Origin of the sequence: Siansivirga zeaxanthinifaciens CC-SAMT-1, assembly GCF_000941055.1 — a bacterium.
Lineage (GTDB): Bacteria > Bacteroidota > Bacteroidia > Flavobacteriales > Flavobacteriaceae > Siansivirga > Siansivirga zeaxanthinifaciens.
On sequence record NZ_CP007202.1, the window covers coordinates 823,324 to 846,978 of the forward strand.

13 protein-coding genes are annotated in these 23,655 nt (G+C 34.8%); all 13 read right to left on the reverse strand.

What is annotated here, in order from left to right; all coding sequences use genetic code 11:
• Positions 1–13 precede the first annotated feature (13 nt).
• Positions 14–1,816, reverse strand: a complete 1,803-nt coding sequence (locus AW14_RS14395; protein ID WP_084708755.1) for a T9SS type A sorting domain-containing protein — start codon at positions 1,814–1,816, stop codon at positions 14–16.
• A 416-nt stretch (positions 1,817–2,232) separates the two neighbouring features.
• Complete coding sequence (locus tag AW14_RS03760; protein ID WP_044637606.1) at positions 2,233–3,117, reverse strand: glycoside hydrolase family 17 protein; 885 nt, start codon at positions 3,115–3,117, stop codon at positions 2,233–2,235.
• A gap of 20 nt (positions 3,118–3,137) precedes the next feature.
• Positions 3,138–4,703, reverse strand: coding sequence for an MFS transporter (locus tag AW14_RS03765; protein WP_052647422.1), 1,566 nt, complete (start codon positions 4,701–4,703; stop codon positions 3,138–3,140).
• Between the two features lie 22 nt (positions 4,704–4,725).
• Entirely contained in the window at positions 4,726–6,222 is a 1,497-nt protein-coding gene (locus AW14_RS03770) for a glycoside hydrolase family 30 protein (RefSeq protein ID WP_044637607.1), read from the reverse strand.
• An 11-nt stretch (positions 6,223–6,233) separates the two neighbouring features.
• A complete protein-coding gene (locus AW14_RS03775; RefSeq protein WP_044637608.1) occupies positions 6,234–7,523 on the reverse strand; it encodes a glycoside hydrolase family 17 protein in 1,290 nt (429 codons plus the stop codon).
• Positions 7,524–7,527: 4 nt separating this feature from the next.
• Complete coding sequence (locus AW14_RS03780; RefSeq protein ID WP_044637609.1) at positions 7,528–10,980, reverse strand: hypothetical protein; 3,453 nt, start codon at positions 10,978–10,980, stop codon at positions 7,528–7,530.
• Positions 10,981–11,164: 184 nt separating this feature from the next.
• Positions 11,165–13,009, reverse strand: coding sequence for an immunoglobulin-like domain-containing protein (locus AW14_RS14400; RefSeq protein WP_052647423.1), 1,845 nt, complete (start codon positions 13,007–13,009; stop codon positions 11,165–11,167).
• 15 nt (positions 13,010–13,024) lie between these two features.
• Entirely contained in the window at positions 13,025–13,897 is an 873-nt protein-coding gene (locus tag AW14_RS03790; RefSeq protein WP_084708917.1) for a glycoside hydrolase family 16 protein, read from the reverse strand.
• A gap of 54 nt (positions 13,898–13,951) precedes the next feature.
• Entirely contained in the window at positions 13,952–15,406 is a 1,455-nt protein-coding gene (locus AW14_RS03795) for a hypothetical protein (protein WP_044637610.1), read from the reverse strand.
• Positions 15,407–15,418: 12 nt separating this feature from the next.
• A complete protein-coding gene (locus tag AW14_RS03800; RefSeq protein ID WP_044637611.1) occupies positions 15,419–18,607 on the reverse strand; it encodes a glycoside hydrolase family 2 TIM barrel-domain containing protein in 3,189 nt (1,062 codons plus the stop codon).
• A gap of 449 nt (positions 18,608–19,056) precedes the next feature.
• On the reverse strand, positions 19,057–19,971 hold the full coding sequence (locus AW14_RS03805) for a hypothetical protein (RefSeq protein WP_044637612.1): 915 nt from the start codon (positions 19,969–19,971) through the stop codon (positions 19,057–19,059).
• 14 nt (positions 19,972–19,985) lie between these two features.
• Positions 19,986–22,175 (reverse strand): hypothetical protein, encoded by a 2,190-nt coding sequence (locus AW14_RS14405; RefSeq protein WP_052647424.1) that lies wholly within the window; start codon positions 22,173–22,175, stop codon positions 19,986–19,988.
• 19 nt (positions 22,176–22,194) lie between these two features.
• The gene (locus AW14_RS03815) at positions 22,195–23,655 is read right to left on the reverse strand and encodes a RagB/SusD family nutrient uptake outer membrane protein (protein ID WP_044637613.1); all 1,461 of its coding nucleotides are present in this window, start codon (positions 23,653–23,655) and stop codon (positions 22,195–22,197) included.

The window sequence follows — 23,655 nt, forward strand, 5'->3', positions numbered from 1 at the left end:
GTATTGTGACTTTTTATTGTTTTACTAATTTCAGGCTATTTGAACCATTTGCAGTATTGATTTTAGCAAAATATAATCCTGATTTTAGCTGTGAAGCATTAATGGTAGCTTCTGTTGTTTCAGGTTTTAAAGAGATGACATTTTTACCTAGAATATCAAATACTTCAATAGAAGACATTTTAATGTTTTGTGTTTTAACTGTCCAGCTATCTTGTGCTGGGTTAGGGTATACGTTAAGACCTGCTATTTCAAAGTTTTTGATAGCCAAAGTAGTATTTTTATGAAAATATAAGTTATCGTACCATACAACATTGTTTAGGTTACTTGTAATCCCAACTTGTCTAGTTGCTGCAGTAGGACCTGAAAAAGTTATTGGCATATCATAAGAATACCATGTGCCTGGAACAGGTTGTGGATTAAGGGCATTAAGATCTATAGGGAATACTGACTCAGCACCAGTACCAGGAACTGTTTTAATATTAAATACCTTTCCTACTAAATCAGTGCCAGCTTTAACAAACAAATCAACATGCAAATGTGTGAATCCTGTTAAATCTTGTCTATTAGCATCAAAATCAATTCCTTGACAAGCTTGATTTTTGTAAGCCAAAACTGCATTTCCGTCAGCAGTAGTTGCTGCTATAGCATTTGCACCACACCATCCTTGGTCAAGATTAATCGCTGGTATAACGGCATAAGCGTCACTATAAATAGAAACCACATCAGCAGCATTTCTAGCTGGTGGTGTTGGTGCTGCAACTTGTGGGCTTGGTATAATAAAATTAATTGTATATGTAGCAACGTTAACATTGTTTTCAGCTGTAACATTAAATGTAGCACTACCAGGAACTGCAGATGCTTGTGTTATTGTTCCAACTGTTGCGTTTGTATTTGTTGGAGTTACTAATGTTACTTGAGGAATTGAACTTGCATCTGGAAGTTCAACGGTGTAGTCTTTTGTAGTCGAACTAAAACCTGATATGGTAACATTATCTATTTGTAAATCACTTAATGAAGTGTCTTCTTCTGGTAGAGCTGCTGGACCACAAACCCCTTCAAATGGAGTAGTTGCATTATTAAACTGCCATGTAGCTCCTCCTGTACTTGTTTTTCTCCACTGAATAAATTGTATTACTACATCAGTTGGTGGTGTTGATGCCCAAGTAAGCGTGGTACTAATTTCGCCAGATACTGAAGTATCATTTGCTGACTTGGTAGCTGCACCTCCAGCAATTGGTGTCCCTATAATATCTAAAAAAGTTATATCTGATGCAGCAACAGTAATTTTAGTAGTGGTAGCACTCGTCTTCTCAATTGTTAAATTGACAGCAGAATTAACCTCAGCAGGTAAACCAAGATGAAAGATCTCAGTAGAGCAATAATTTGAATTAACCTCATTTGATATGGTTGCCTCTGAACAATCGTCATAAATTTCATTCCATATCAATGAATCTGAAGTTTTCCATACTCGATTAGCATAGCTAGAATAGTCTGTAACCATATTGCCGGAGTTAATTCTACCCGTACATTCGGAATTTGCAGCATTATCTTTAAGGTCTTCATAGACCCCAGAACCGTTGATGGTATATAGGTATTCCATGTTAGCACCTGGAGCTGGAGATAGTGTAAAAGTAAAAGTATCGTTACCATTATCAACACCAACAGGTCCTCCTGCTGGATCCCAACCCCAAAAGGCTCCTGATAACCTACAAGATGTTGTTCCAGAAGGAACAGAAACCGTCATAACTAAATCTTGCGCATAGCCATAACAAAATGTTAATAGTGAAATAAAAAATAAAGTAATTTTTTTCATCATAAATAGTTTTAAATTAATATTAATTAAATTCTTTGTTTTAGTTGTTTCTCAAATTTAAAAGGTAATAGGTGTTAAATATTCATTTATAGCCCCTACAAAAAACATACATCACAAAAAATAGGCGATTATTTTATTAATATATTAACAAAACCCTGTATTTATAAGTCGTTTCAACATTTTATAATTCTGATTTATAAATTCTATATTTGGAAAGTATATTGCAAATGTTGTGGTAATGTTGTGGTGAATTACAAGATTGATGCGTTAATAATTAAATCCGTATTATTTAGAAATAGGCTAAAGGAAAATTAAAATGAGGAAAATCTTGTTATATACTATATATCAATATCTTATATAATAAAAAAGCACAAAAAGATATAATTCGTGCATTGAGTAAAACAACTAAATGGTGGGTTCTAAAATTTAAGTTTTTCATCTTTATCCCATAAGCCCCAATAGGCACCAACATCACCTTCTGCTCCAACTTTCCATGACTCATCAAAGGATGAAAAGTAAAACATTTCGATATCGTCATCGTTAGACCAAACTTGAGCGTTTATAAAATACTTTAATGCATTATCGAATGATGGTATGGCATCTTGAAGCCCTTCGCCAAACGATGGCCAACCGGTTTCGGTTATAATTACTTTTTTACCATTTGCTGCATTTTTAGCTTGGTTATACATATCGCGCATATAAACCAACGCGTATTCCTGACTGCATCCTTCCCAATACGGATAGCAGTTTGCTAAAACCACATCACAGGCTTCAGTAATTCGAGGTCTGTGACTAAATTCGTAATAGGCATCTACATAACCCATTGGAATGTCTGGAATAGCTTTTTTTACATGATACATAAAAGCCAAAAGCTCATCTTCGGTTAAATCTTTTCGATACATAACTTCATTACCAACGGCCGCAATATCCACAAAACCCTCTTTAGCTAGTTTAATAAGTCCTGCAATTTCTTTTTTATTAATTTCAGGATCGTCACCTAACCAAGCGCCTACAAGTGTTTTTATACCAAACTCTTTGGCTATACGAGGGATAGCCTCATTACCGTCTGTACAAGAAAACGAACGTATCCAATCTGTATATGGTTTTATAATTTTCATACGTCGTCTAATTTGTTCTTCACTAATGATATCACCTGGTTTTTGACCTTCTTCATAAGGACTAAAACATAACCCATGCATACCTCCTTTAAGCACTCTTTTGAACAGATTATGTAACCCTTTGGGTGTTTTTTCGTCAAGATTTAAACCCGCTAACGACTTTATTTTATCTTCTCTATATGACATATTTGTTATTATTATTTATATTATAATTCGCCTCTACGTTCTACTAATTCTTCTTTTATTTCTCTGGCTCTATCTTCATTTAAACTATAATTCCACATAACAAACATTGATAATGCTGCTGTTAATGCTGGCACAACAATATCGGCAATTCTAAGCTTTGTCATGGTTTCTATGCCTTGTATAGCCACGTTTTGGTCAAATCCAACAATTTTTAATATGACGCCACTCAATATAATGGCTAAGGCTTGACCTAGCTTTACCATCCACCAATAAATAGCACCAAAAGTGCCTTCTTTACGTGGCATACCATTTTCAAGCTCATCTAAATCACAAACATCAGCAGTCATTGACATCATTAATGTAAACAAACCTCCCATACCAAAAGCAAATAAAGGAATTGGTAAAAAGATTAGCCATGGTATACCATTGCTGGCATCTATACTAAACCAAGACATTCCTGCACTTTCTAAATACGGATTTAAAAAATCGAAAATTGCTGCAACGCCACTATTTAAACTTTGCCCGAATGATGTTTGATTGAACCTGTTATTAAGCTTAATATCGAAACCCCACCATTTAAGAATGTAACCTATAATAGATAAGAATGTTGAAATTAAAAATGCATTTCTTTTTCCCCATTTTGTAGCCATTTTAGAAATAATTGGAATGACTAAAAAAGCGGTTAAAATAGCATTAAGGGTATTAAACCAAGCCGGCCAAGTACCCGCTTGTTCCCAACTTCCTTGGTTCATATAAAATACAATAATAAAAACAGAAAAAGCAGCTACTAATTGAAAACCGTTGAACACTAAAAAAGTGGCACCACAAAGTTTCATAAAAGGTTTATTTTTAGAGACTTGTTTTATCCCTTTAAATAATTCTTTCATATTAGAAGCCAACGTTTTAAAATTAATGACTTGTCGGTTTCCCATGTGTGAAGCATCGATGCCTTTACAGAAAAAAGCAGGTAAAACGCCAAAAATAACACAAACAATACCAACAATTACAGCCATGGTTCTAACACCTTGAGCAGGGTTATCGAAGGTGTTTACATCTGGAATAATAACATATAACCAAGGCACAATTATCCACGCAATTTGACCCATAGAGTTAGCTAAACTCATAAGTCTAGTTCTTTCATTATAATCGGACGTCATTTCGTATCCTAAACCAACAAGAGGCGTTGCAAACATGGTATTTCCAACAAGGAAAAGAATTTGCAAAATCATTACATACCAAAAATTAAAGGTTTGTGATGCATTTTCATCAAGTTGCCACATTAAAATGAAAAGTATGCCACTAATAATAGCGCCACCAAATATATAAGGTCTTCTTCTACCCCATTTTGATGTAGTATTGTCTGATATGAAACCCATAATTGGGTCTGTTAAGGCGTCGAATATTCTAGGTAAGCCACCAAGAAGACCTGCCCATACAGGATCCATACCAAATGCGGTTAAAATAAATACTTGAAGGTAAACACCCAATACGCCTGGTAACAAATTAAGAACAAAATGCCCTGAACCGAAGGCTGCTTTTTGTCCGAAAGGAACTTTATCTTTTAATGCTGTTTTAATATTTGACATATCTTTTTGGTTTAATTGGTTGTTATTTGTTTTTTGGAATTACAACAGTTTGAATCGCTTTTGCGTCTATTGAAAACTCCACGGTTTTATCGTTTAATATTAGGTTAATACTTTTAGGTTTTTCTGTTTCGTTAAAAATTACAACAGCAATGGAACCATCTGTGTTTAGGGCTGATGTTAGCATAAGATCCTTATCAGAATTTTCTAAACCTATAATTTTCGCTTCTGGTCTTATATACTTACTAAAGTGTGCCATAGTGTAATAAAGCGGTGTAAAATAGACTTCATCGGCGTCTGGATCTACAATTACAGGTGCAACACACCAGTTTTTAAACCAGTTGGGACCACCTTGCCTATCTAAAACCATATTCCAATCCACCCAACCATCAACCCAATTGTTTAAACAGCCAATTATATCTCTGGCATATCTGTTAACAGGTGCGTATTTAGGATGTAAATATTTTTCTTCTTCCGAAGCCCAATCCCAACCCCAATCGGTTGCTTCTTTTTTCCAATACCAGGCATCGTCTTGCCATTTTGGAACTTCAGAATCGACGCAACCTTCGGTTTCAATTAAATATTTGTTTGGTGCTTTATTGTGTGCATATTGTAAGGCTTCAGGAAAAAAATCATAGGTACTTTCATACCAATGAATAGCGGTTCCATCGAAATATTTAGAAGATGCTTCATCTTTATACATTTCATCTACCCATTCTTTTAAACCCGCTCTATTCTGGTCGTAACCCAAAATTATTTTATCGCCTTTACCATCAGCTTCCAGTTTTGGGCCTAAATAATTTTGAACAAAATGGGTCATTTCCTGAGGAGTAAAATGCATACTTTCCCAATTATTACCGTTGCCGTGTGGTTCGTTTTCAACCGTAAAACCCCAGATATCAATACCTTCTGATTTATAAGCATCGATATATTTTGAAAAAAACAAAGCCCACGTGTTATAATATTTAGGAAGCAATTTCCCGCCAACCCAATGATTATTGTCTTTCATCCAAGGAGCTGCGGTCCATGGTGATGCAAAAATTTTAAAGCCATCTTCTGAAAACGCCATAGCATCTTTAATCATGGGAATAAGGTCGTCTTTATCTGCTTCAATCGTAAAATGTTCCAAATTCACATCGTCTTCAACAGGAGAATACGAATATTGGCTTAGTGAAAAATCACAAGAATTCATATGTGTTCTGGTTAGCGAATACCGAGCACCATCTTTGGCGAAATAAGCCTTTAAAATGGTGTCTCTATTAGCTTTGCTTAACTTGTTAAGTAAATATGCTGAAGCCTCCGTAAAAGCGCCTCCAAAGCCCGTTATGGTTTGATAGGTTTGTTCTGGTAACAACGTAATGGTAGCTGAAACCTTTAAAATTTCGAATGTTGAGATTTTACTAAGCTTATTTCCGTTGGCTGAGGTTTCAAAAACCTCAAAATCCATTTGTTTTTTTGTTTCACTACAACCCATAACAGCAATTACTAAAAGATAATACACATATGTTTTGATTGATTTCATAAAAAATATTCTTAGTGAGATACACTAAATTCTGAAGCCGTTGGTGGCACCAAAACCGTTTCCATTAATGCTTCTTTATTCCCATTAAATGTTTTTGTAATGGGTTGTCCGTCTCTGGTTAATCCTTTAAAAACACCTTCATCAACTAAATCCCAAAGGGCATATTTTGCTTCGCCTTTTAAGTTTATAAGTCCGAAATGATTTTCGGAACCCAATTCATTTTGGGCATCTTTCCATTGCTCGTCGAAGGCTTCAAAATAAAAACAAGACACTTTATTGTTGTTAGACCAAGCTCTAATCAAATCATAATATCTACCCGATTTATATTCGTCGGTTGCTCTAGAGCCATTAGCACCGTACAACGAATTACAAACCGTTGCCCAGCCTGTTTCCCCAATATGTATAGGCTTTTTAACACCCAAACGCTTTACGTAATTAGATACACTGTCGTATTGCTTTGTGGCAAATTTTAAAGCCCGTTGCATAGAGGCTTCGAGTTTTTCTTGCTTAGACATATGGGTTTCGTTTTCTGGAACTAACCAAAAGGCAGGATTATAGTGTGAGTTATGCATTGGGTAAGTATGCATGGAAATATAATCTACTGCCTTGATTAGTTTTTCTAAATCGTCGGTATGATAGGCTGGATCACCGCCGCCCCATGATGAAAAATCATCGGAACTGGTTATCCATAAATCGTTGGGTAAAACACCGGTACGCTTTAAATTTTGTAAATGATTTACCCATTTTAAAATAACATTTGGTCTTACAAAATAGCTGGTTGCCCAATGCACCATGGCTTCGTTACCAACGGCTAATATTTTAACTATGTCTGGATACGCTTTTGCTAAAGCAACAGCTCTATCAATTTCACCTGCATTCTGGTCGCTTTCTGCTTCATGGTTGGGTTCTAAACCGGTCCAGGCATTTTCACAATCTATCCAAGCGCCTAACATGACATACATTTCAAAACTGGAATCTTCCTTTTTTAATTCGCTAATAGCTTTTAAAACATTTGGTGCATGCGGTAATTGAACATTGTATGTTCGTAAAATTTTAATGCCCATGGCCGACAGGATTTTCATATCCTCTTTTAATTGAGAAATACTCGGTTGAGAATCTCTGGACTTTTTACGATACCCTCCATAAGAAATTGCTAAATAGTCTGGATTTCCTAAAATATCGGCTGCTGTTTTGTGCTTTTCCTTACCCACTGTAATCTTTTCTTTTTTTGAATTATTTCCACATCCAAACACAAAAATTATAATAGACATGGCTAATAAAATTTTTTGAATGTGTTTCATGACTTTACCCTCTTAATTGATTTACTGAAACTATAATTTTTTGAATATGGCCTGTTCTTTCGAAAATGTCTTTTGATGTATGTTCATCCAGCAACAAGCCTTCTATATGATTAGTTGTCTGGTTATTATAAAAAACCTCAACACCTTCTTTTTCTGATAATTTATAAACTATTGGAATTTGACAATAGGTAAAGCACAAGGTATTAACCTCTAATTCTATTTGTGTTTCTTCGTTGTGTAAATTGGTATATTTAAACGTTTTAGGCGTATTAATGAGTTCGCTTTTGCGTAATAATGAAGGATTAAAATATACCTTACCTTGTTTTACAAACACCCCTAATTCACCAATTCTACATAGAATGTCTTCTTTAACCTGACCCGTCATACCGGGTTGTTGTGCGCCTTTTGTTGCTGGTGTATGCGAATACGGATCGGTTGGGAACGCGCCATATAATTTTGGCGATTTATGAACCCCTATACCGGCTTGTATTTCGTAATAATGTTCTAGTAATTTACCTATAACCTCATCGCTTTCTTTAGTGTTAATAGCTAACAAACAGTTTTCCTGTACAGCCAACAAAAGCTTTGAAACCATGTGCCAATAAATAGAGCCTAAACCTTCGTAACCAAAAAAAGTGCCCGAACGCCCTGTAAAAGCTTTGTGGTTAAATATATCTTCAAAAATGTTTAAGGTTAATTTCGTGTCTTTTTCGGCTAATGTTTTATAGGTTTCTGGAAGCTTATTTAACGCCTCTTTTAAGCTATTAGCATTATTAAAATTGCCATTAAAATGAAAATTGCCTAAAACATCTTTCTCGATAATTTGTGTATTACCATCGGCAACTAATTTTTGTAGTAACTCCGATTTAGCAACCTGTTCTTTTGGAATATTATTCTTTTTATCGAAACGTGCTAATTCTTTATCTGGGTATAAAATATAGCTGTATTGATCGTCTCTAAACAAGGCGCTTTGTTTCAATCCATCTAATAATTTTAAAGCTTCTTTTGGAACTAAAAACCCGGAACTTAAAACAGCAACCTGCCCTTCGAGCATTTCAGGTAGATACGAAATTGAGACTTCTTTATCATTTTCAACAGTCATTAAATTATAAGCATGGTATAAATTATCTTCGCGCTTATTGGCTTTAATTGTTTGTTGTAAATAACTTTTTGTAATGGTTAAAAACTCCTGTAAAGCGGCTTTTTGTAATGGTTCTTTGTCTCCTTTAAAACCGTTTTGGTAAACAGATAATCTGTAATCGCTGGCTGCTTGCCCCAAACCATCTAAAACCGTTTTCCGGTCGCTATTAGATATTTTAGAGGATAGTATGTTTTTATTAACCTCAAGCGTTTGAAGTGTTTTTGTAAAAAAGATATGTAATTCTGAAGATATTTTAACCGAATCGATATTTGATTTTGAAACAACGCTTTTGAAAAAGGATAGAAAACGCTCCAAATAACATAAAGTTACCATAGAAACTCCATTACCAACAAGGGCATTATTGGCATCGTTCCATTCGGGTCTTTGTGTGTTTAACCAAATACCAGCCTCAGGAATAAAATTGGAAACTTTAGCAAGTACGGTTGCTAACAGTTTTTCTATTAAATTAACCTTGTAAATGCTGTTGTTTTGATCTAGTAGCAGAGAACCATCGGCCCCAAGTACTTGTTTTCTTTCGTTTATTTTATGGTCTAAGGCATAGTCAAAATCAATGGTGTCTTTTGGGTTTACTAAAATCTCTTTATAACTTTTAATTTTATAAGGCACGTTAGCATATACAAAAATGGCTTTGTTAAATAAGTTTTCGAGAGCGCCCGGATAATGACCTTCAATAAACTCTAAGAATTTAAGCAGGTAAATAATTTGATGATCTCCCCAATACCCAATGTAAGACCACGGGTCGTTTTCTTCAATAATTTCCCAATCGAAACCATCTTTAGTAACCCTATAGGGATTGTAACCATCAAAGGTTGTGGCGTTTAAAAACTTATGAATCATGCTCTCAATAAATTCGGGATAGGCATGTGCTAAGGCTTCCCAATTTTGAAAAATATCGCGCCAGTTGCCCTCGTAATCGAGTATTTTAGAACCGTCTATTTCACTTTTTGTGTTTATTGAAAACTTGTTCCAAGGCCTGCTCGGGTCGCCATGTCTTCTACTAAATTTTAGTGGTAAATATTCTAAGCTTAAGCGTTTAAAATCTGAATCGTTATCGCTGTTTGAAATGGCCTTTATGTCTTTATGAGTAAATACATCGGGTAGCTTGTTTAATAATCCTGATTTACTTTTGAAAACTTGTTTGTTTGCCTTTTCGATGTATTTAAGAAAGTCTTGTTTTTCGATGTTATAATTGTCATCAAAGATACCACCACGCATAATATTGAATAGTGTATTTGCAAAATGACGGGTATTGAATAAGTCATCGGCCGTAAGTTGTAATCCATCTGAAGCAGACGTAAGTGCTATCAAGTTTTTAGTACCTTGGTCTATATCCTTTTGAACTTCAACCTCTAAATTACTGTCATTTTTAATTCGATAAGCAATAGCTTCGGTTTGAGTAACAGATTGATTTACATTACAAACAAAAGTCCAAGCTTTAGCTTCCTGAGCATTTAAGCTTATGGTTTCACTAACAAAATAAGCGCCTTTTTCGGCTTTTATATCTTGTTCCTGATGAATTTCTAAACCCTTTCTAAAATTATTTAATTGCAACGAAGACAGTAAATATTTAGGATTGTTTAATCCTAAAGACCAAACAATACTGGCTTTTAAGGCCTCACTAGGCTCTGCTTTATCAACAATAATGGCACTTAAAGCGTAAATTCCCAAACCAGAATCTGGTTGTAATTCGCTTTTTTTGTAAGCATCAACCAAGTTGCTAACGCGGTTTTGCAAATCGGAGCCAACACCATAGGGCACAATATTTTGTAAACCATCAAGAAGGGTTACTTTTAGTTTAGAATCTGTATTGTTTATAAGTTTCGACTTTTTTACAAACCCAAACTCGTTACTAGAATTCCACTGGTATCTAAACGTTAAACCCAAATCTTCGTTAACTTCTTCAAAAACTATTTTATTTCCGTAGTTGTTTTTATAAAGATTTTGATGGGTTTTATACTTACCTAATTGGCGAATAGAAAAAGGTTCCCAAACCTGAATTTTTCCATTTAAATGTACTTGAAAAATAGATTTACTTCCTGTTATATCTGCCGATTCTGTTATTTTATCGTCTGTATAATAAGGAAAAAGTGCCGATTCAGAATTTTTTCTACCAGCTGTTAATCCGCCATTACTGGATATAAACATCCAGTGATTGGAATCGCTAACAATGCTCATAAAAAACGGACGCATGGCATCGCTGTTAGATATTTTATAGTATGTTTCGTTTTCAAACGTTACTATTTCTCCATGTACATTATCTGTTAATCCGGTATTGACTTTAATTGTATTATTCATTTACGTTTAAACTTTACGCATTTATATTTAAAAACCTTATCATTAGCTTTTTTAAGGAAAAGGCTTTTGTATTTATATTAAATCTCTTTATTTTAATTAGTCAAAAAGGTTAATCGTTAATACCGACTAACCTTTTTGAAATTAGTCACTTTTAGTCATGCAAACGCATGTATTATATAGCCTTTTAATTAACTGTTACAGAGACGTTATCTATGTTAGCAGTAACAGTGCAACCAGCCGCACCACCACAAACCGTTTCAATTAAGAAACTTATACCTCCAGAAACATCTGTTCCAGCCGGTATTGTAAACGATCCAGAAAATCTTGACCAAGCATCGGTTAATGCTGGTGTTGGATTAAATACATGTGTAAAAGAAGCGCCATTTGCACCTTCACCAAATAGAAGCACGTTAAATACGCCGCCTTCTCCACCCATGGATCCAATATGATCGAACGCAATGGTAATTTTATCGCCAGCAGCTACGGCACCTACACCAATAGCTTCTTGCTTAAATGCAGGATTACTAGCACCGTTAGTTTCTAGTCTTCCAGACCAAGAACCCCCATTATTTCTGGTATTATCTAGTACAGCTAAACCTCCATTTTGGAAGCGAATCCATCCAGAGTCTGTTCCTGTTTCAAAATCTGAGTTAGAGGCTAATCCTGTTACGGTACCACCAGTTCCTCCGCCACCAGTTCCTCCGCCACCGGCACTAGCACCATCGCCATAAAGCATTAAATCATCAAAATAATATGTATCAGTATTTTTAGCATTTAAGTCAAAGAAAATAACAATTTTATTAAACTTATTGCTATCTGAAGCTGCAAAAGGAAAGGTTAATTCTTCCCAACCACTTGTAATAGAGGTTGTTAAAAATTTCTCGACATTATTTCCGGCATTTCCTATTTCTTCTAATTTAAGTCTAACTTCTGTATTTGCTCTTGCAGACCAAACTTTAATTTTTAATCCTGTATGACTATTAAAATCTAATTTTGCATCTAAATCATATTGATTGTTATCCCAATTAAACTGACCGCTTTTTACAACTTTACCAACTTTACACGACTTATTTACATTGTTATCGGTGTCGGGGTTATCTACCCATGAGAAACCAGCGCCATCTGAAATAAAATTGGCACTTGGATTTGTTAAAAACGTCATGTTTAAATTGGCCGCATTGTATGATTCTGTAGTTTCTGCAATACATGCATTAGGATCGGAAACTACAACCGTTCTAATAACTTCTGTTGCTGCATTACCTGAGGCATCAGTTACATTATAAGTAATGGTATAAGTGCCTGCTGTGTTTACATTTACAGTATCTCCTCCAACAACTATATTAGCAGTAATATCTCCATCAACATCATCTGAAGCCGTTGCTCCTGGGTCTGTAAATGTACCTCCTAGTAAAACATTTATAGTAGCATTACCTGTTAATGTGATTACTGGTGCTACAATATCTGCAGCGACTATAACGGTTCTTGTTCTTTGTGTCGCTGCATTTCCGGCTGCATCACTAACGTTATAGGTAATAATGTAGGTTCCGGCTGTGTTTGTATCTACAGTATCGCCACCAACAACAATATTAGCAGTAAGATCGCCATCAACATCATCTGTAGCTGTTACTCCTGGTTCTGTAAATGCCTGCCCAAGCATAATATTCATTGTTGTATCGCCAAGTAAGGTGATTATTGGTGCTCCTGCATCTGAAATTACTATTATATCCTCAAAAGTATCTGATGCCCCTGCCACATTAGTTGCTGTTAACACAACTTTGTATTCGCCCGCTGAATAGTATTTTACAGGATTAATAAGCGTAGAAGTAGTTCCATCTCCTAAATCCCAACTATAATTGGTTGCATTCTCAGAGATATTTATAAATGTTACTACACTATTATCAGTATTTATTGTATGAGTAAAACCAGCAACAACTTTTGGTAAATTTACCTCGTCGTCTTCGCAACCTAAAAAGGTTATGGCTAAGATTAAAATTGATAGCTGTTTAAATGTTCTAATTAATGTTTTCATTGTCTTATTATTAGTTTAGTTGTTGCTTCTTTTATATACTCTAACGTAATCTACAAGCATATTTTGTGGAAAAACCGTTTCTGCATTTGGAGATCCTGGTAAAGCGCCGCCAACGGCAAGATTTAAAATGATATAGAAAGGACCATTATTAAATACCCATTCTCCTGGGACATCCTTTGGTGTTATTTGATTGTAAAGTTTATCGTCTACATAGAAGTTAATATAATCTGGTCCCCATTCTATTCCGAAAATATGAAAACCTGTATCAAACCTATCGTTTTCTAAATTGTAGGATTTACTTATGGATTGACCACCGGAATAACCCGGTCCATGAACCGTTCCGAAAACCCTAGTAGGTTCATTACCAACATATTCCATAATATCTATCTCTCCTATTTCTGGCCAAATCTGTGTTCCGTTAGCGTCGTCTCCAAGCAACCAAAATGCAGGCCAAATTCCTTGTCCGTAAGGCAAACGTATACGTGCTTCAAAACGACCGTAAGTTTGCTCAAATTTACCTTTTGTTAATAGTCTTGCCGAGGTATAAGCAGAACCATTAAATTGCTCCTCTTTTGCTGTAATTATTAACACGCCATTTTGCACTGATACATTATCTGCGCGATCTGTATAATACTGAAGCTCATTATTACCCCAGCCATTTTCTCCTGTACCAATGTTATATCCCCAAATATCTGGATTAGGTGCGCCTTCAACATCAAACTCATCGGCCATTACTAATTCTGTGAACTTAGCAACGGTTTGTGTTTCATTTGTTTCACAACTCATAAAGGCAGTAAATAAAATTAATATTACAAGATTAAAAACACTAGATTTTATGTTTCTTGATTTATATAGTAAATTATGCTGCACAAAGATTTTTGTTTCCATTCTTGTTATATTTTTTAAATTCATAGTATTAAATATTACGCTCTATTGGTAGTTTTACTCACTATAGAAATACATATTATCTAAATAAATAGTTTTAACATTAGAAGATTTAATGTTTTCAATAATGATTAAATTAACTCCTGTCTTATCTAATGAAGTTTCTAAAGTTGGTCTAATAGGAATTTTTATAGTTGCCCATACTCCAGCTTTAAAATCGGTATCGTTAAAAACAACTGGAGCTCTTGGGTCTAGTTGATAACTTTGACCAATGCGATTTTGTTGAAAAGTAGTAGCATTAGAATTTTCATTCTTAAATGTGAGTAGCAGGTCAATATCGGTGGGTAATTCTAACATCATGATATCCACACTAAAATGTGTCATCTGTGAAATATCTAGTGGAGTTGTTAGCTGAGTACCAACAAAATTAAATTCGGTATAATTTAATACATTCTGTCCATCTATATTGGTTTGTTCGCCTTTGGTGGTTTGGTATGGAGCCCAATAACCATTATAGTAATTTACGGGTACGTTTGTATATTTATCGCTAAATATTGAAATTACGTTACTTTCGTCTAGAGTAGGAGCTGGGGCAACAGGAAACGTTCCTGGAACATTAACCGTTAAAGATCCGGTTGCTTCAACACCACCCAAAGTGGCTGTTATTTTAGAAGTACCAGTACCTGCAAAGGCTATTATTCCTAATTCGCTAACACTAGCCACTCTAATATCAGATGATTTAAAAGAAAAATAGGCGGGAGCAACGGTAATTTTCTGATTTAATCCAGATTCTAAATTAAACGTTTGTGTTAATCCGTAATTAGCCATACTAACTAAATTTCCCGTGAACTGGGTTTCTACTTTATCTTCGCCATTTGAAATAGATGGCATTGGCTGTGCAATGGTTCCTAATTTTTCAAACTTTAAATCGTCAATCCAAAACGTATAACCAAAACCCCCTGTGTTTTGTGTTCCAGCAGAATACCAAAACATTCCTCTTTCTTCAATTAGTTTTGAAGGGTCTGGTAATGGAATAACATATTTAACCCAATTTGTAGATAAATTTATATTTGTTCTTGTTACTTGGTATTTATTCTGACCAAAGTCTTGACCAAATCCCATTTCGCCTATAGAAACTCCTTGTGAGGCCTTTGCCCAAAACGTTAAAGCATCATATCTTGTTAAATTTCTTCCAGCACCATCTACCCTAAATATGGCGCCTGCGTAATTCCCTTCTGGGTCATCTGCGTTAGGTATATCGAAACGCATAGATGCGTTACTGTTATAGCCTTCTGTTTCATCTACTGTCCAAGCTGTTGCTTTTGAACCAGCAAATGGAAAATAGAAATCTGAACCTAATCCTACTGGTGAATCTGTAAACACCTCAGGATTTGTTGAAAACGTCGCAAATACTGCTTCATCTGATAGTTCTCTTTCACAACTTACTAAAATTGTAAAAATGAAACCTAACAGGAAAATCATTTTTGTATATGTAAATTTTGTATTTTTCATTTTAGTCTTTTTTTATTTACCAATATTTATGTGTACATAGGTTCTAATCTCCCATTCACTTCCATTACCGAATCCTACGGGACTTAATGTAGGTAATGCAGGATATGTATTTGCTGGAATAGCGCTAGGTGAATACCTAGGTGAATTTGCATCTAAAGATCTCCATGTGCCACGAATACCAATTTTAGTATCTGGAAGAATATACCAGTCTGGTTTCCCTATTGATGTAGAAATATCAATCATATTTTGAACTGGGAAGGTTAAGTTAAAATCGCGGTGGTAATCGAAAGGTCCCCAATCATTAACTTTGAAACCGTATTCAATTTTCCATTTTTTGTAGATCATTCTAAGATCTCCTCCAAAACGTTCTATCGTTCTATCACTATCGCCATTAGCCTGAGCGTTACCTCCGTAAAAATTTCCAATAATTCCTAAATCTCTATGTACTTTAGATACAACACGAGAACTTACCTCCCATAAGTTTTGTGCAGGTGCCGATTGTGCAAAAGCAAAAAAGCTACGATTTGCTAAAAATCCTATCGCTGCATCTTGAGCTGTTGGATGGTGACGATATACAAAACCTAAGTTTAACGCTATTTTAGCATCTTCTGAACGGTCGCTGTCCCAATCGTAAAACCAAGATCCTGGAGTTGGATCGAAGGTTAAAAGTAATTCTCCAGCCGTAGTCTCTCTGTTACCTCTTACAGCAAACGGATCGTCGATAAAGTTTCTTAATCTTCCTGGTGCATTTACATCATTGGGCATTGGAGCCACTAACGGTTTCTGCCAAAGAAAGTTTGGTGCTATTTGCAAATTACCTATGGTATACGTAAAACCAGAAAGTATATTTGTTTGATTGCCGCTTCCAGAATCTTTCAATTTCCAACCCGTAAATGTTCTTGTCGCATCAGCACCACCATTGGCAACTAAGCCCATATAAGCGGCTTGCCCATACCAATTAAATCTTCCTTTTTGAAACGTTAATTTAGCTTTTGCACCCCAGTTATCGTCTGAGTTTATTTTATCTTGATAAACTACATAATTTCCTGGTTCACCAGTAATATCTTGATAGGTACTTCCGTTTAATGGACTACCTCCCCAAATACCGCCTAAAGCAATACCTAAAGGTCCAAATTTTCTTTCTAAAACTATGGTAGCGCGTTCTGTAGGCCACGGTGGTATAACACCACTTCGAACCTGATTAGGATCAAGAACCCTTTGTCCGTTTAAATCGAATTCTAAGCCAGTATCTAAATCTCTGTGGTAAATACCTGTAATATCCCAGCGGCTAAAATTAGTTTGATACTTTAAAAGCACAGTTGGATTTGCTCCCCACCATAATTGCGGGCCAAAAGCAGCCTTAAGCCCTTTTAAAGCACCTTTTCCGTCAATCTCCATTCCCAATATCTCACCATTATAAATGTCTAAATTAGGACCATAATTAGCTTCTGGATACAAGCCAAAGAAATCTCCCTCGTATCCCCAGTGGTAATGCCCTGTTCTATAAAAACCTCTTACGTCTGCCGTTTTTGTTTGCCACTCAAATTCTGCATTGTAAACACGCACGCGATTATTATCGGTAATAACAATATCTTCACCGTTTGCATTAGTAACAGTTATTGGACGTCCAACATTTTCGTAAAAAATCTCATCAATAGGGTTTTGTGCTACGTTACCAAGAACATTAAAGTTAACTTCTGCTCGCATATTGGAAGCTGGATTTGCTTCTACACCAATATAATAAGACTGCATATGATCGAAACCTAGCTTATTAGGAAAAGATTCTATATCCTCATTTTCGTTTTTTGGAGTTGTTATTAAGCTTCCACCTGTGTTAAATGTTGTAAATTCTGCTCTGAAATTACTAAGTTTTATTTTGTCTGAGCCATCTGCTTTTAAAGCTGCTTTATCACCTCTAGCTTTTAAAACCGCATCCATCAATTGAATGTTTTTGAAATGGTTATTAACAAACTCTAAAGTTACACCTTCTGTGTAAGGGTTTAATTGATGTGCTTCTTTTAGAGCATAATAAGCAGCTCGTGGATATAAATCGTAGAGTCCTCTAGAACTTGTTGGTCCTTTGGCACAGATACCAAACCACTCTTCATTCATATTATTCTCACCTGGTGCTAAATCTATAGCATATCCTCCATTAGCCCAAGACGCATTAGTATCATGTATATCTGCATTCTCTCTGTCATCGAAACCAAATTTCCACCAGCCATCGCTAAACTGAAATGTAAAACCACCAATAGAATTTTCGTTTTTGCCTAAACCGGCTGCATTTTGATAAATTTCTTTCCAGTTTTCTACCATATAATAGGCCTGGGCTTTTTGATCTTCCTTATTATCTATAGCATTAAAAGCATCTGCACCGAACTCGGTTAGCATAATAGGTTTGTTAAGCTTTTGTTTTACAATATCGAACAAATCGGTGAATGATGCACCACGATAGGCATTAACACCATATATATCAACATCTTTACATTCTTCTGCAACTATATCTATAAACAGAACATCTCCATTACATATAGCAACTGGATGCGATGTATCTAGCTCCTTCATTTTTTTTGCCGCATCATTCATAAGCTTATACATGGGCCTTCCGCGTGATTCTCCAATAAACTTTTTTTCTTGTTCATCGTCTGGAAAATCTTCTGTTTCTGCACCTTGCCAAAAAAGCCCGTAATTGTTTTCATTACCAAGTAAATACAGTAATAACCCTGGAGTGTTTTTGTATTCTTTAACTAGTTTATCAACTTCTGAAAGAAGATGTGCTTGTGTTTTAGGATCAGAATAATGAGTAATGGGTGTCCATACTCCATCTAAAGTTAACCCATAACGTCCGAAAGAGTGATTAAGCATCGTATAAATACCATAGTTTTCATAGATATATTTAATCCATCTTGCTGGAACACCTGTATACTGACGTATTACGTTAACATTCATGTTCTTTAACAGAGACATTTCGGTGTCAAGACCTGCTTTAATAATATCGTCAGACTTGTTCCAAAAATCGGCGTTAACAGTATTTGTACCAATAGGGATGTAATCCCAATTCATACCGTTAATTATAAAATCTTTTCCATTTACAACTAATTTCATACCATCATCATTACTAACAACTTGAACGTTGTTCGATTGAGAGACAGCACTTAGTGTAAACAAGAAAAGTACTATTCTTAGAAAATTGTTTTTCATAGTTTTATTTAATTTAGAAGTTGGTCTTTATAAAATAATTATATTAATCAAAATATTAGCAATGGCAAAAATGGGAATATCGTTAAGTATTAAAATTAAAACAATTAATTATCAACTTAATAAAAAAGACCTCAACAAAAAGCATACATGATAAAAAAATAACATTAAAACAATTAAAAAATCAATTTATACGCATATTTGTAACGCTATTTATAGAAAACTAAACGAAAAATTTATTTCATTAAAAACATTAATGTAGTGGTGTTGTATAGGAAAAAAACAACATTGTAGTGGTGATATAATTATAGTTAGCTTCCTTAACATAATTACCAATTAAGGTTTATACTAGAAATACAGTTTTTTGGTTGTAGGTTAGAAAAATAAAATAGGTTATAAAATTAAAAAAGGAGCATGATGCTCCTTTTTTAACATGTTTTAAGAACAACACCTTATTCAGTAACCAAAGTAAAACCCCACTCAAATTGATTATTACCATCAGTTGTGCTAAGAACCATTTCATTTGCAGAACGACTACGAATTTTATATTTATGATTTCCCCCAACATAATACCCTATAAAACCTATTCCTGATAAACTTAAAGTTTCAACACCTGCTGGTGCTGATAATGACCAATTTGATGAATAATCACTATAGCCATAATTAAGGATGTCTGCTCCATCTTGAGAGCCTCCACCTGCTCCTCCCAATTCGTTAACTAATACTTCACGACCAAAAACTGTTCCTGTTATATCTGTAGTTGGATCATCATTAGTACTGTCTACAATATGTGTAAATGTCCCATCAGAGTTAAAAATATATCTATCATCGTACATTCCTACAGCAGCTTTATCATTTGGGTTGGCTCCATAATACTCAAAAGGATTTCCTCCTACTGGTCCAAGTCCAAAATGGTCTTTAGCTTCATTTTTAATTCTCCAAACCCTCGTTCCATTACCATATAGCATGTCTAATAAATCGGCTGGTGGTTCGTATAATGACAATACTTCGACTTCAATGGTCTTACTAGAAGATGCTCCTCCTGTACCAAAAGCTATTACTGTAATAGCATATGTATTTAATCCTAAAACAGTAAAATCGTGCGACACAGAACCTCCTTTAGCAAGTTTTGTTTGATTCTGTATTATGAAATGAATTGCTGTAACATTATCAGCGGTAGCGGTAAAATTAACAGTACCGCTTCCATCTCCGTTTGGGTTGCTAGCATCTGCACCAACTTTATTTACCTGTATCTGTATGTTTGATGGCGCAGTGATATTTCCCACCTCAAAGTTATCTTCTTGACAGCTATTAATAAATAAAAGCAAGTAAAAAAAGATGCCTATGTTGTATTTTATATTTTTCATTGTTTTAAATTTATTTAATTGTGATAATTAAAATTGTCTATGTATGCTAATACACTGTCAAAGTTATTTTCTCCATTAACTTGAATAACGACTTTATCTAAATCTGTTCTATCAATAGGGTCTGGATCAATTCCGTTAAAATTTAAGTTTACCCAATTATCATTTACAAAATCAAATGTAATTTCTTGCCAAGCATCAAGAACAATAGGTTTAATGATTTCTGTTTGGGTTTGCCAAACATTACCTCCTAATTCACTGTTTTGAAGTTTTAAAGAAATTTTATTTTCTTGAGTTCCTGTTATACCCGAAGATGGTACATAAATTTTTAAAGTAAATTTACTTTTTGCAACTAAATCGAATTTAGGTGTTACGGTAAACTGAACATTAGCATACTGTCCTCCAGTATCACTATACTCTAATACCGTTGCTGAATTATTATTGGAATCCATAAATGGATTTGGTAAAGCAGTGTTTAAACCTGCTTGGTCTCCAAACCAAGTTGTAATAGTTCCTCTGCCTTCGAAGCCATCTCTGGCAAAAGGAGGCGTATCAGAAGGAGGCATCGTTCCATATTTAAAATCATCAATATAAGCTAACACACTGTCAAAATTATTTTCTCCATTAACCTGAATTACAACTTTATCTAAATCTGTTCTATCTATAGGGTCTGGATCAATTCCGTTAAAATTTAAATTTACCCAATTGTCATTCTCAAAATCAAATATAATTTCTTGCCAAGCATCAAGAACAATAGGTTTAATGATTTCCGTTTGGGTTTGCCAAACATTACCTCCTAATTCGCTATTTTGTAGTTTTAAAGAAATTTTATTTTCTTGAGTTCCTGTTATACCCGAAGATGGTACATAAATTTTTAAAACAAAGACACTTTTACCTCCAGTTAAATCGAATTTAGAATCTGTAACAAATTGAATATTTGCATATTGTCCGCCTGTATCTGAATATTCTATAACGGTATCAGAAAAATTATCGGCATTTACATATGGGTTTGCTAAATTAGTTTTTAATCCTGCTTGATCGCCTGCCCATGTTGTAATGTTTCCGTTACCTTCAAAATCATCAAAAAGTAATGGCGTATAACTAGATGGCTCTCTCCAGAAATAAATATTATCTACAAATATAGTTCCGCCTGCTGGTGCACCATCAAATTTGAATTGAGCAATATCACTCATGCTTAAGCCTAAGTCTATAAAATATGATAGAGGAATATCAAACGATGTCCACTCATTTGGTGTTAAATCTAAATCGAATGCCTTCTCTCCAGTAGAAGCGCTAATAGGAGATATCTTTGCATTATTATCATCAGCAGTCCAAATATCTATATGAAGAAATTCCATGCTAGAAGCATCAATATTAGCTCCTAGTTGTATGCCTTGATAGGTTAGACCTGTATAGCGAAGAATTTTATCGTCATTTATTAAAAATTCGCCTACATTCCAATTTGCACCTTGATCCCAATAAGGAAAGAAATCATTTGAAAGATTGTATTCATAGTTTAGCTTATCGCTAAAAATTCCAATAACATCTGTTGCTTGTCTAAAAGGTGGTGCTTTTGCTGATTCTAGTGGTTGTAAAATTGCAGTTACAATAAACTCTTCGGTATACTCTGTAGTTTCAATAGCTCCGCCCTTAACAACCACTCTTATTGAGTAAGTCCCTGGTTCCTTGTAAACATAAGATGCCGTTTCGCCAATATTGGCAATAACTGGATTGTCATTACCTACTTCACCAAAATATACCTCATAAAACATTGCAAAATCTGCATTAGCTATAACATTTACTTTTTTAGTTATAGCTGCATCATTCTCAATACTTACTACTACATTTTCTGGAGCTTTAAAAGAAACAACTAAATCTTTTGTAACTTCACTCTTTAAACCCGTAATTCCTACTGCTTCAATTTTTACAGTGTAAGAACCTTCTTCGTAAGTATGTTTGGTGTTTTCACCTTGTTTTAAAATAACTGCTTCGGTTGAGCCGTCTCCTAATGTAATATTAAAAGAAGTTGCACCCACCGCACTTGGTGTGATTGTTACCAATCCTGTATTGTCTTGTGTTACTTGAAATAAGGCTGTTACCTCTGATGGGGCAACCGCTGAATTCAAGAAGCTTAAATCATTGTCGTCTTCAGTACAACCTAGAAGGAAAACTAAAGCAAAACTTAGTATGTATTTTAATGCTTTCATATTATTCAATTTTTATTTTTTAATAATTTGGGTTTTGTAGCCATCTGTTTCCTGCTAATTGTATTTCAATTAAAGGGATAGGGAATACTTCGTGTTTTCCTGAAACAAAACCGCTAATTTCTTGTGCTGCTCTTCCTGTTCTTACTAAATCGAAGAAACGGTGTCCTTCTCCAACCAATTCAACTCGACGCTCTTTATAAATATCATTTGTTAAATTAATTCCAGAAGTTGAAACATCGTGAAGCAAATCTCCAAAAGCACGTCTTCTAACTCTATTAAGATATGTTCTAGCTGTAGAATCGTCTGGTGATGTTTTTTTGTTGAATGCTTCTGCTGCCATTAATAACACATCTGCAAAGCGTATAGCTCTGTAGTTGTTCGGGTTTGTTAAGTTGGCATCACCTGTGTTTAAATCGCCTTGTCTAGCAATGTATTTTCTGTTATAATAACCTGTATGCTCATAGCCTGTTGAAAATGTAGCATTGTTGGCTGATGCCCAAGCATCAATATCTAAAATAGCCACATCTTTTCGAGAATCTCCATCTTCAAAAGCATCAACAGCTTCTTGAACAGGTACATTAAAACTAAAACCAGACTCAAAAACGGGACCTGTGTAATTTCTTATACCATTAAAACCAACGGCCACATTTCCTTCACTGCATTGTAAACATCCAAAGCCTGCGCCCTCCTTATCCGTGTATTGAACTTCAAATACAGATTCTATGTTGTTTTCGTTATCGTTTTCGAAGATTGTTGAGTAATCTGTAACTAAATCATACGGGCCATTATTAATTAAATCTTGTAAAACGGTAGCGGCTTCATCAAATTTATTTTGAAATAAATACGCCTTACCTAAAAGCGCTTGAGCTGCTCCTTTTGTTACTCTACCTTTTTCGCTTTGGGTGTAAGGTAAATTAGCCGCTGCAAATAATAAATCTTGTTCAATTAAAGCATAAACATCTGCTTTAGGTGTTCTTTCTATAGTAAACTGATCTCCAAATTTTATACGCTTATCAATTGCTAATGGGATATCTCCAAACCATTTTACAAGCTCAAAATTGTAATAAGCTCTTAAAAAACGTGCTTGTCCTATTACATTATTTTTATTTGGGAAATCTGTTTTATCTTGAAATTCTAAAATGAAATTAGCACGGTTTACCGCACCATACATCCAATTCCAAATATCTCTTAAATTAGCATTGTTAGGTGTATGGGTCATGTCGTCAATTTCTTGAAAACCAATTACATCTGTTGCGCTTTCACCTCCACATAAAGTGTTATCTGAAGCTATTTCACCTAACATAACATTTACATAAGTAGATTGTAATCCGTCATAAGCTGCTACTAAAGCATTTTGATAATCTGCTTCGGAGTTAAAAAACTCTTCGGAGTTTTCGTCCTGAGATGCAACATCTACAAAATCATCACCACATGAAACTAAAATGGTAAAGGCTATAATTATATATTTTAAATTTTTCAT

What these genes read in the sequence shown, in the direction of transcription:
- AW14_RS14395 (WP_084708755.1), bottom strand. Translation starts at nt 1,816, where the DNA reads ATGATGAAAAAAATTACTTTATTTTTTATTTCACTATTAACATTTTGT.
- AW14_RS03760 (WP_044637606.1), bottom strand. Translation starts at nt 3,117, where the DNA reads ATGTCATATAGAGAAGATAAAATAAAGTCGTTAGCGGGTTTAAATCTT.
- AW14_RS03765 (WP_052647422.1), bottom strand. Translation starts at nt 4,703, where the DNA reads ATGTCAAATATTAAAACAGCATTAAAAGATAAAGTTCCTTTCGGACAA.
- AW14_RS03770 (WP_044637607.1), bottom strand. Translation starts at nt 6,222, where the DNA reads ATGAAATCAATCAAAACATATGTGTATTATCTTTTAGTAATTGCTGTT.
- AW14_RS03775 (WP_044637608.1), bottom strand. Translation starts at nt 7,523, where the DNA reads ATGAAACACATTCAAAAAATTTTATTAGCCATGTCTATTATAATTTTT.
- AW14_RS03780 (WP_044637609.1), bottom strand. Translation starts at nt 10,980, where the DNA reads ATGAATAATACAATTAAAGTCAATACCGGATTAACAGATAATGTACAT.
- AW14_RS14400 (WP_052647423.1), bottom strand. Translation starts at nt 13,009, where the DNA reads ATGAAAACATTAATTAGAACATTTAAACAGCTATCAATTTTAATCTTA.
- AW14_RS03790 (WP_084708917.1), bottom strand. Translation starts at nt 13,897, where the DNA reads ATGGAAACAAAAATCTTTGTGCAGCATAATTTACTATATAAATCAAGA.
- AW14_RS03795 (WP_044637610.1), bottom strand. Translation starts at nt 15,406, where the DNA reads ATGAAAAATACAAAATTTACATATACAAAAATGATTTTCCTGTTAGGT.
- AW14_RS03800 (WP_044637611.1), bottom strand. Translation starts at nt 18,607, where the DNA reads ATGAAAAACAATTTTCTAAGAATAGTACTTTTCTTGTTTACACTAAGT.
- AW14_RS03805 (WP_044637612.1), bottom strand. Translation starts at nt 19,971, where the DNA reads ATGAAAAATATAAAATACAACATAGGCATCTTTTTTTACTTGCTTTTA.
- AW14_RS14405 (WP_052647424.1), bottom strand. Translation starts at nt 22,175, where the DNA reads ATGAAAGCATTAAAATACATACTAAGTTTTGCTTTAGTTTTCCTTCTA.
- AW14_RS03815 (WP_044637613.1), bottom strand. Translation starts at nt 23,655, where the DNA reads ATGAAAAATTTAAAATATATAATTATAGCCTTTACCATTTTAGTTTCA.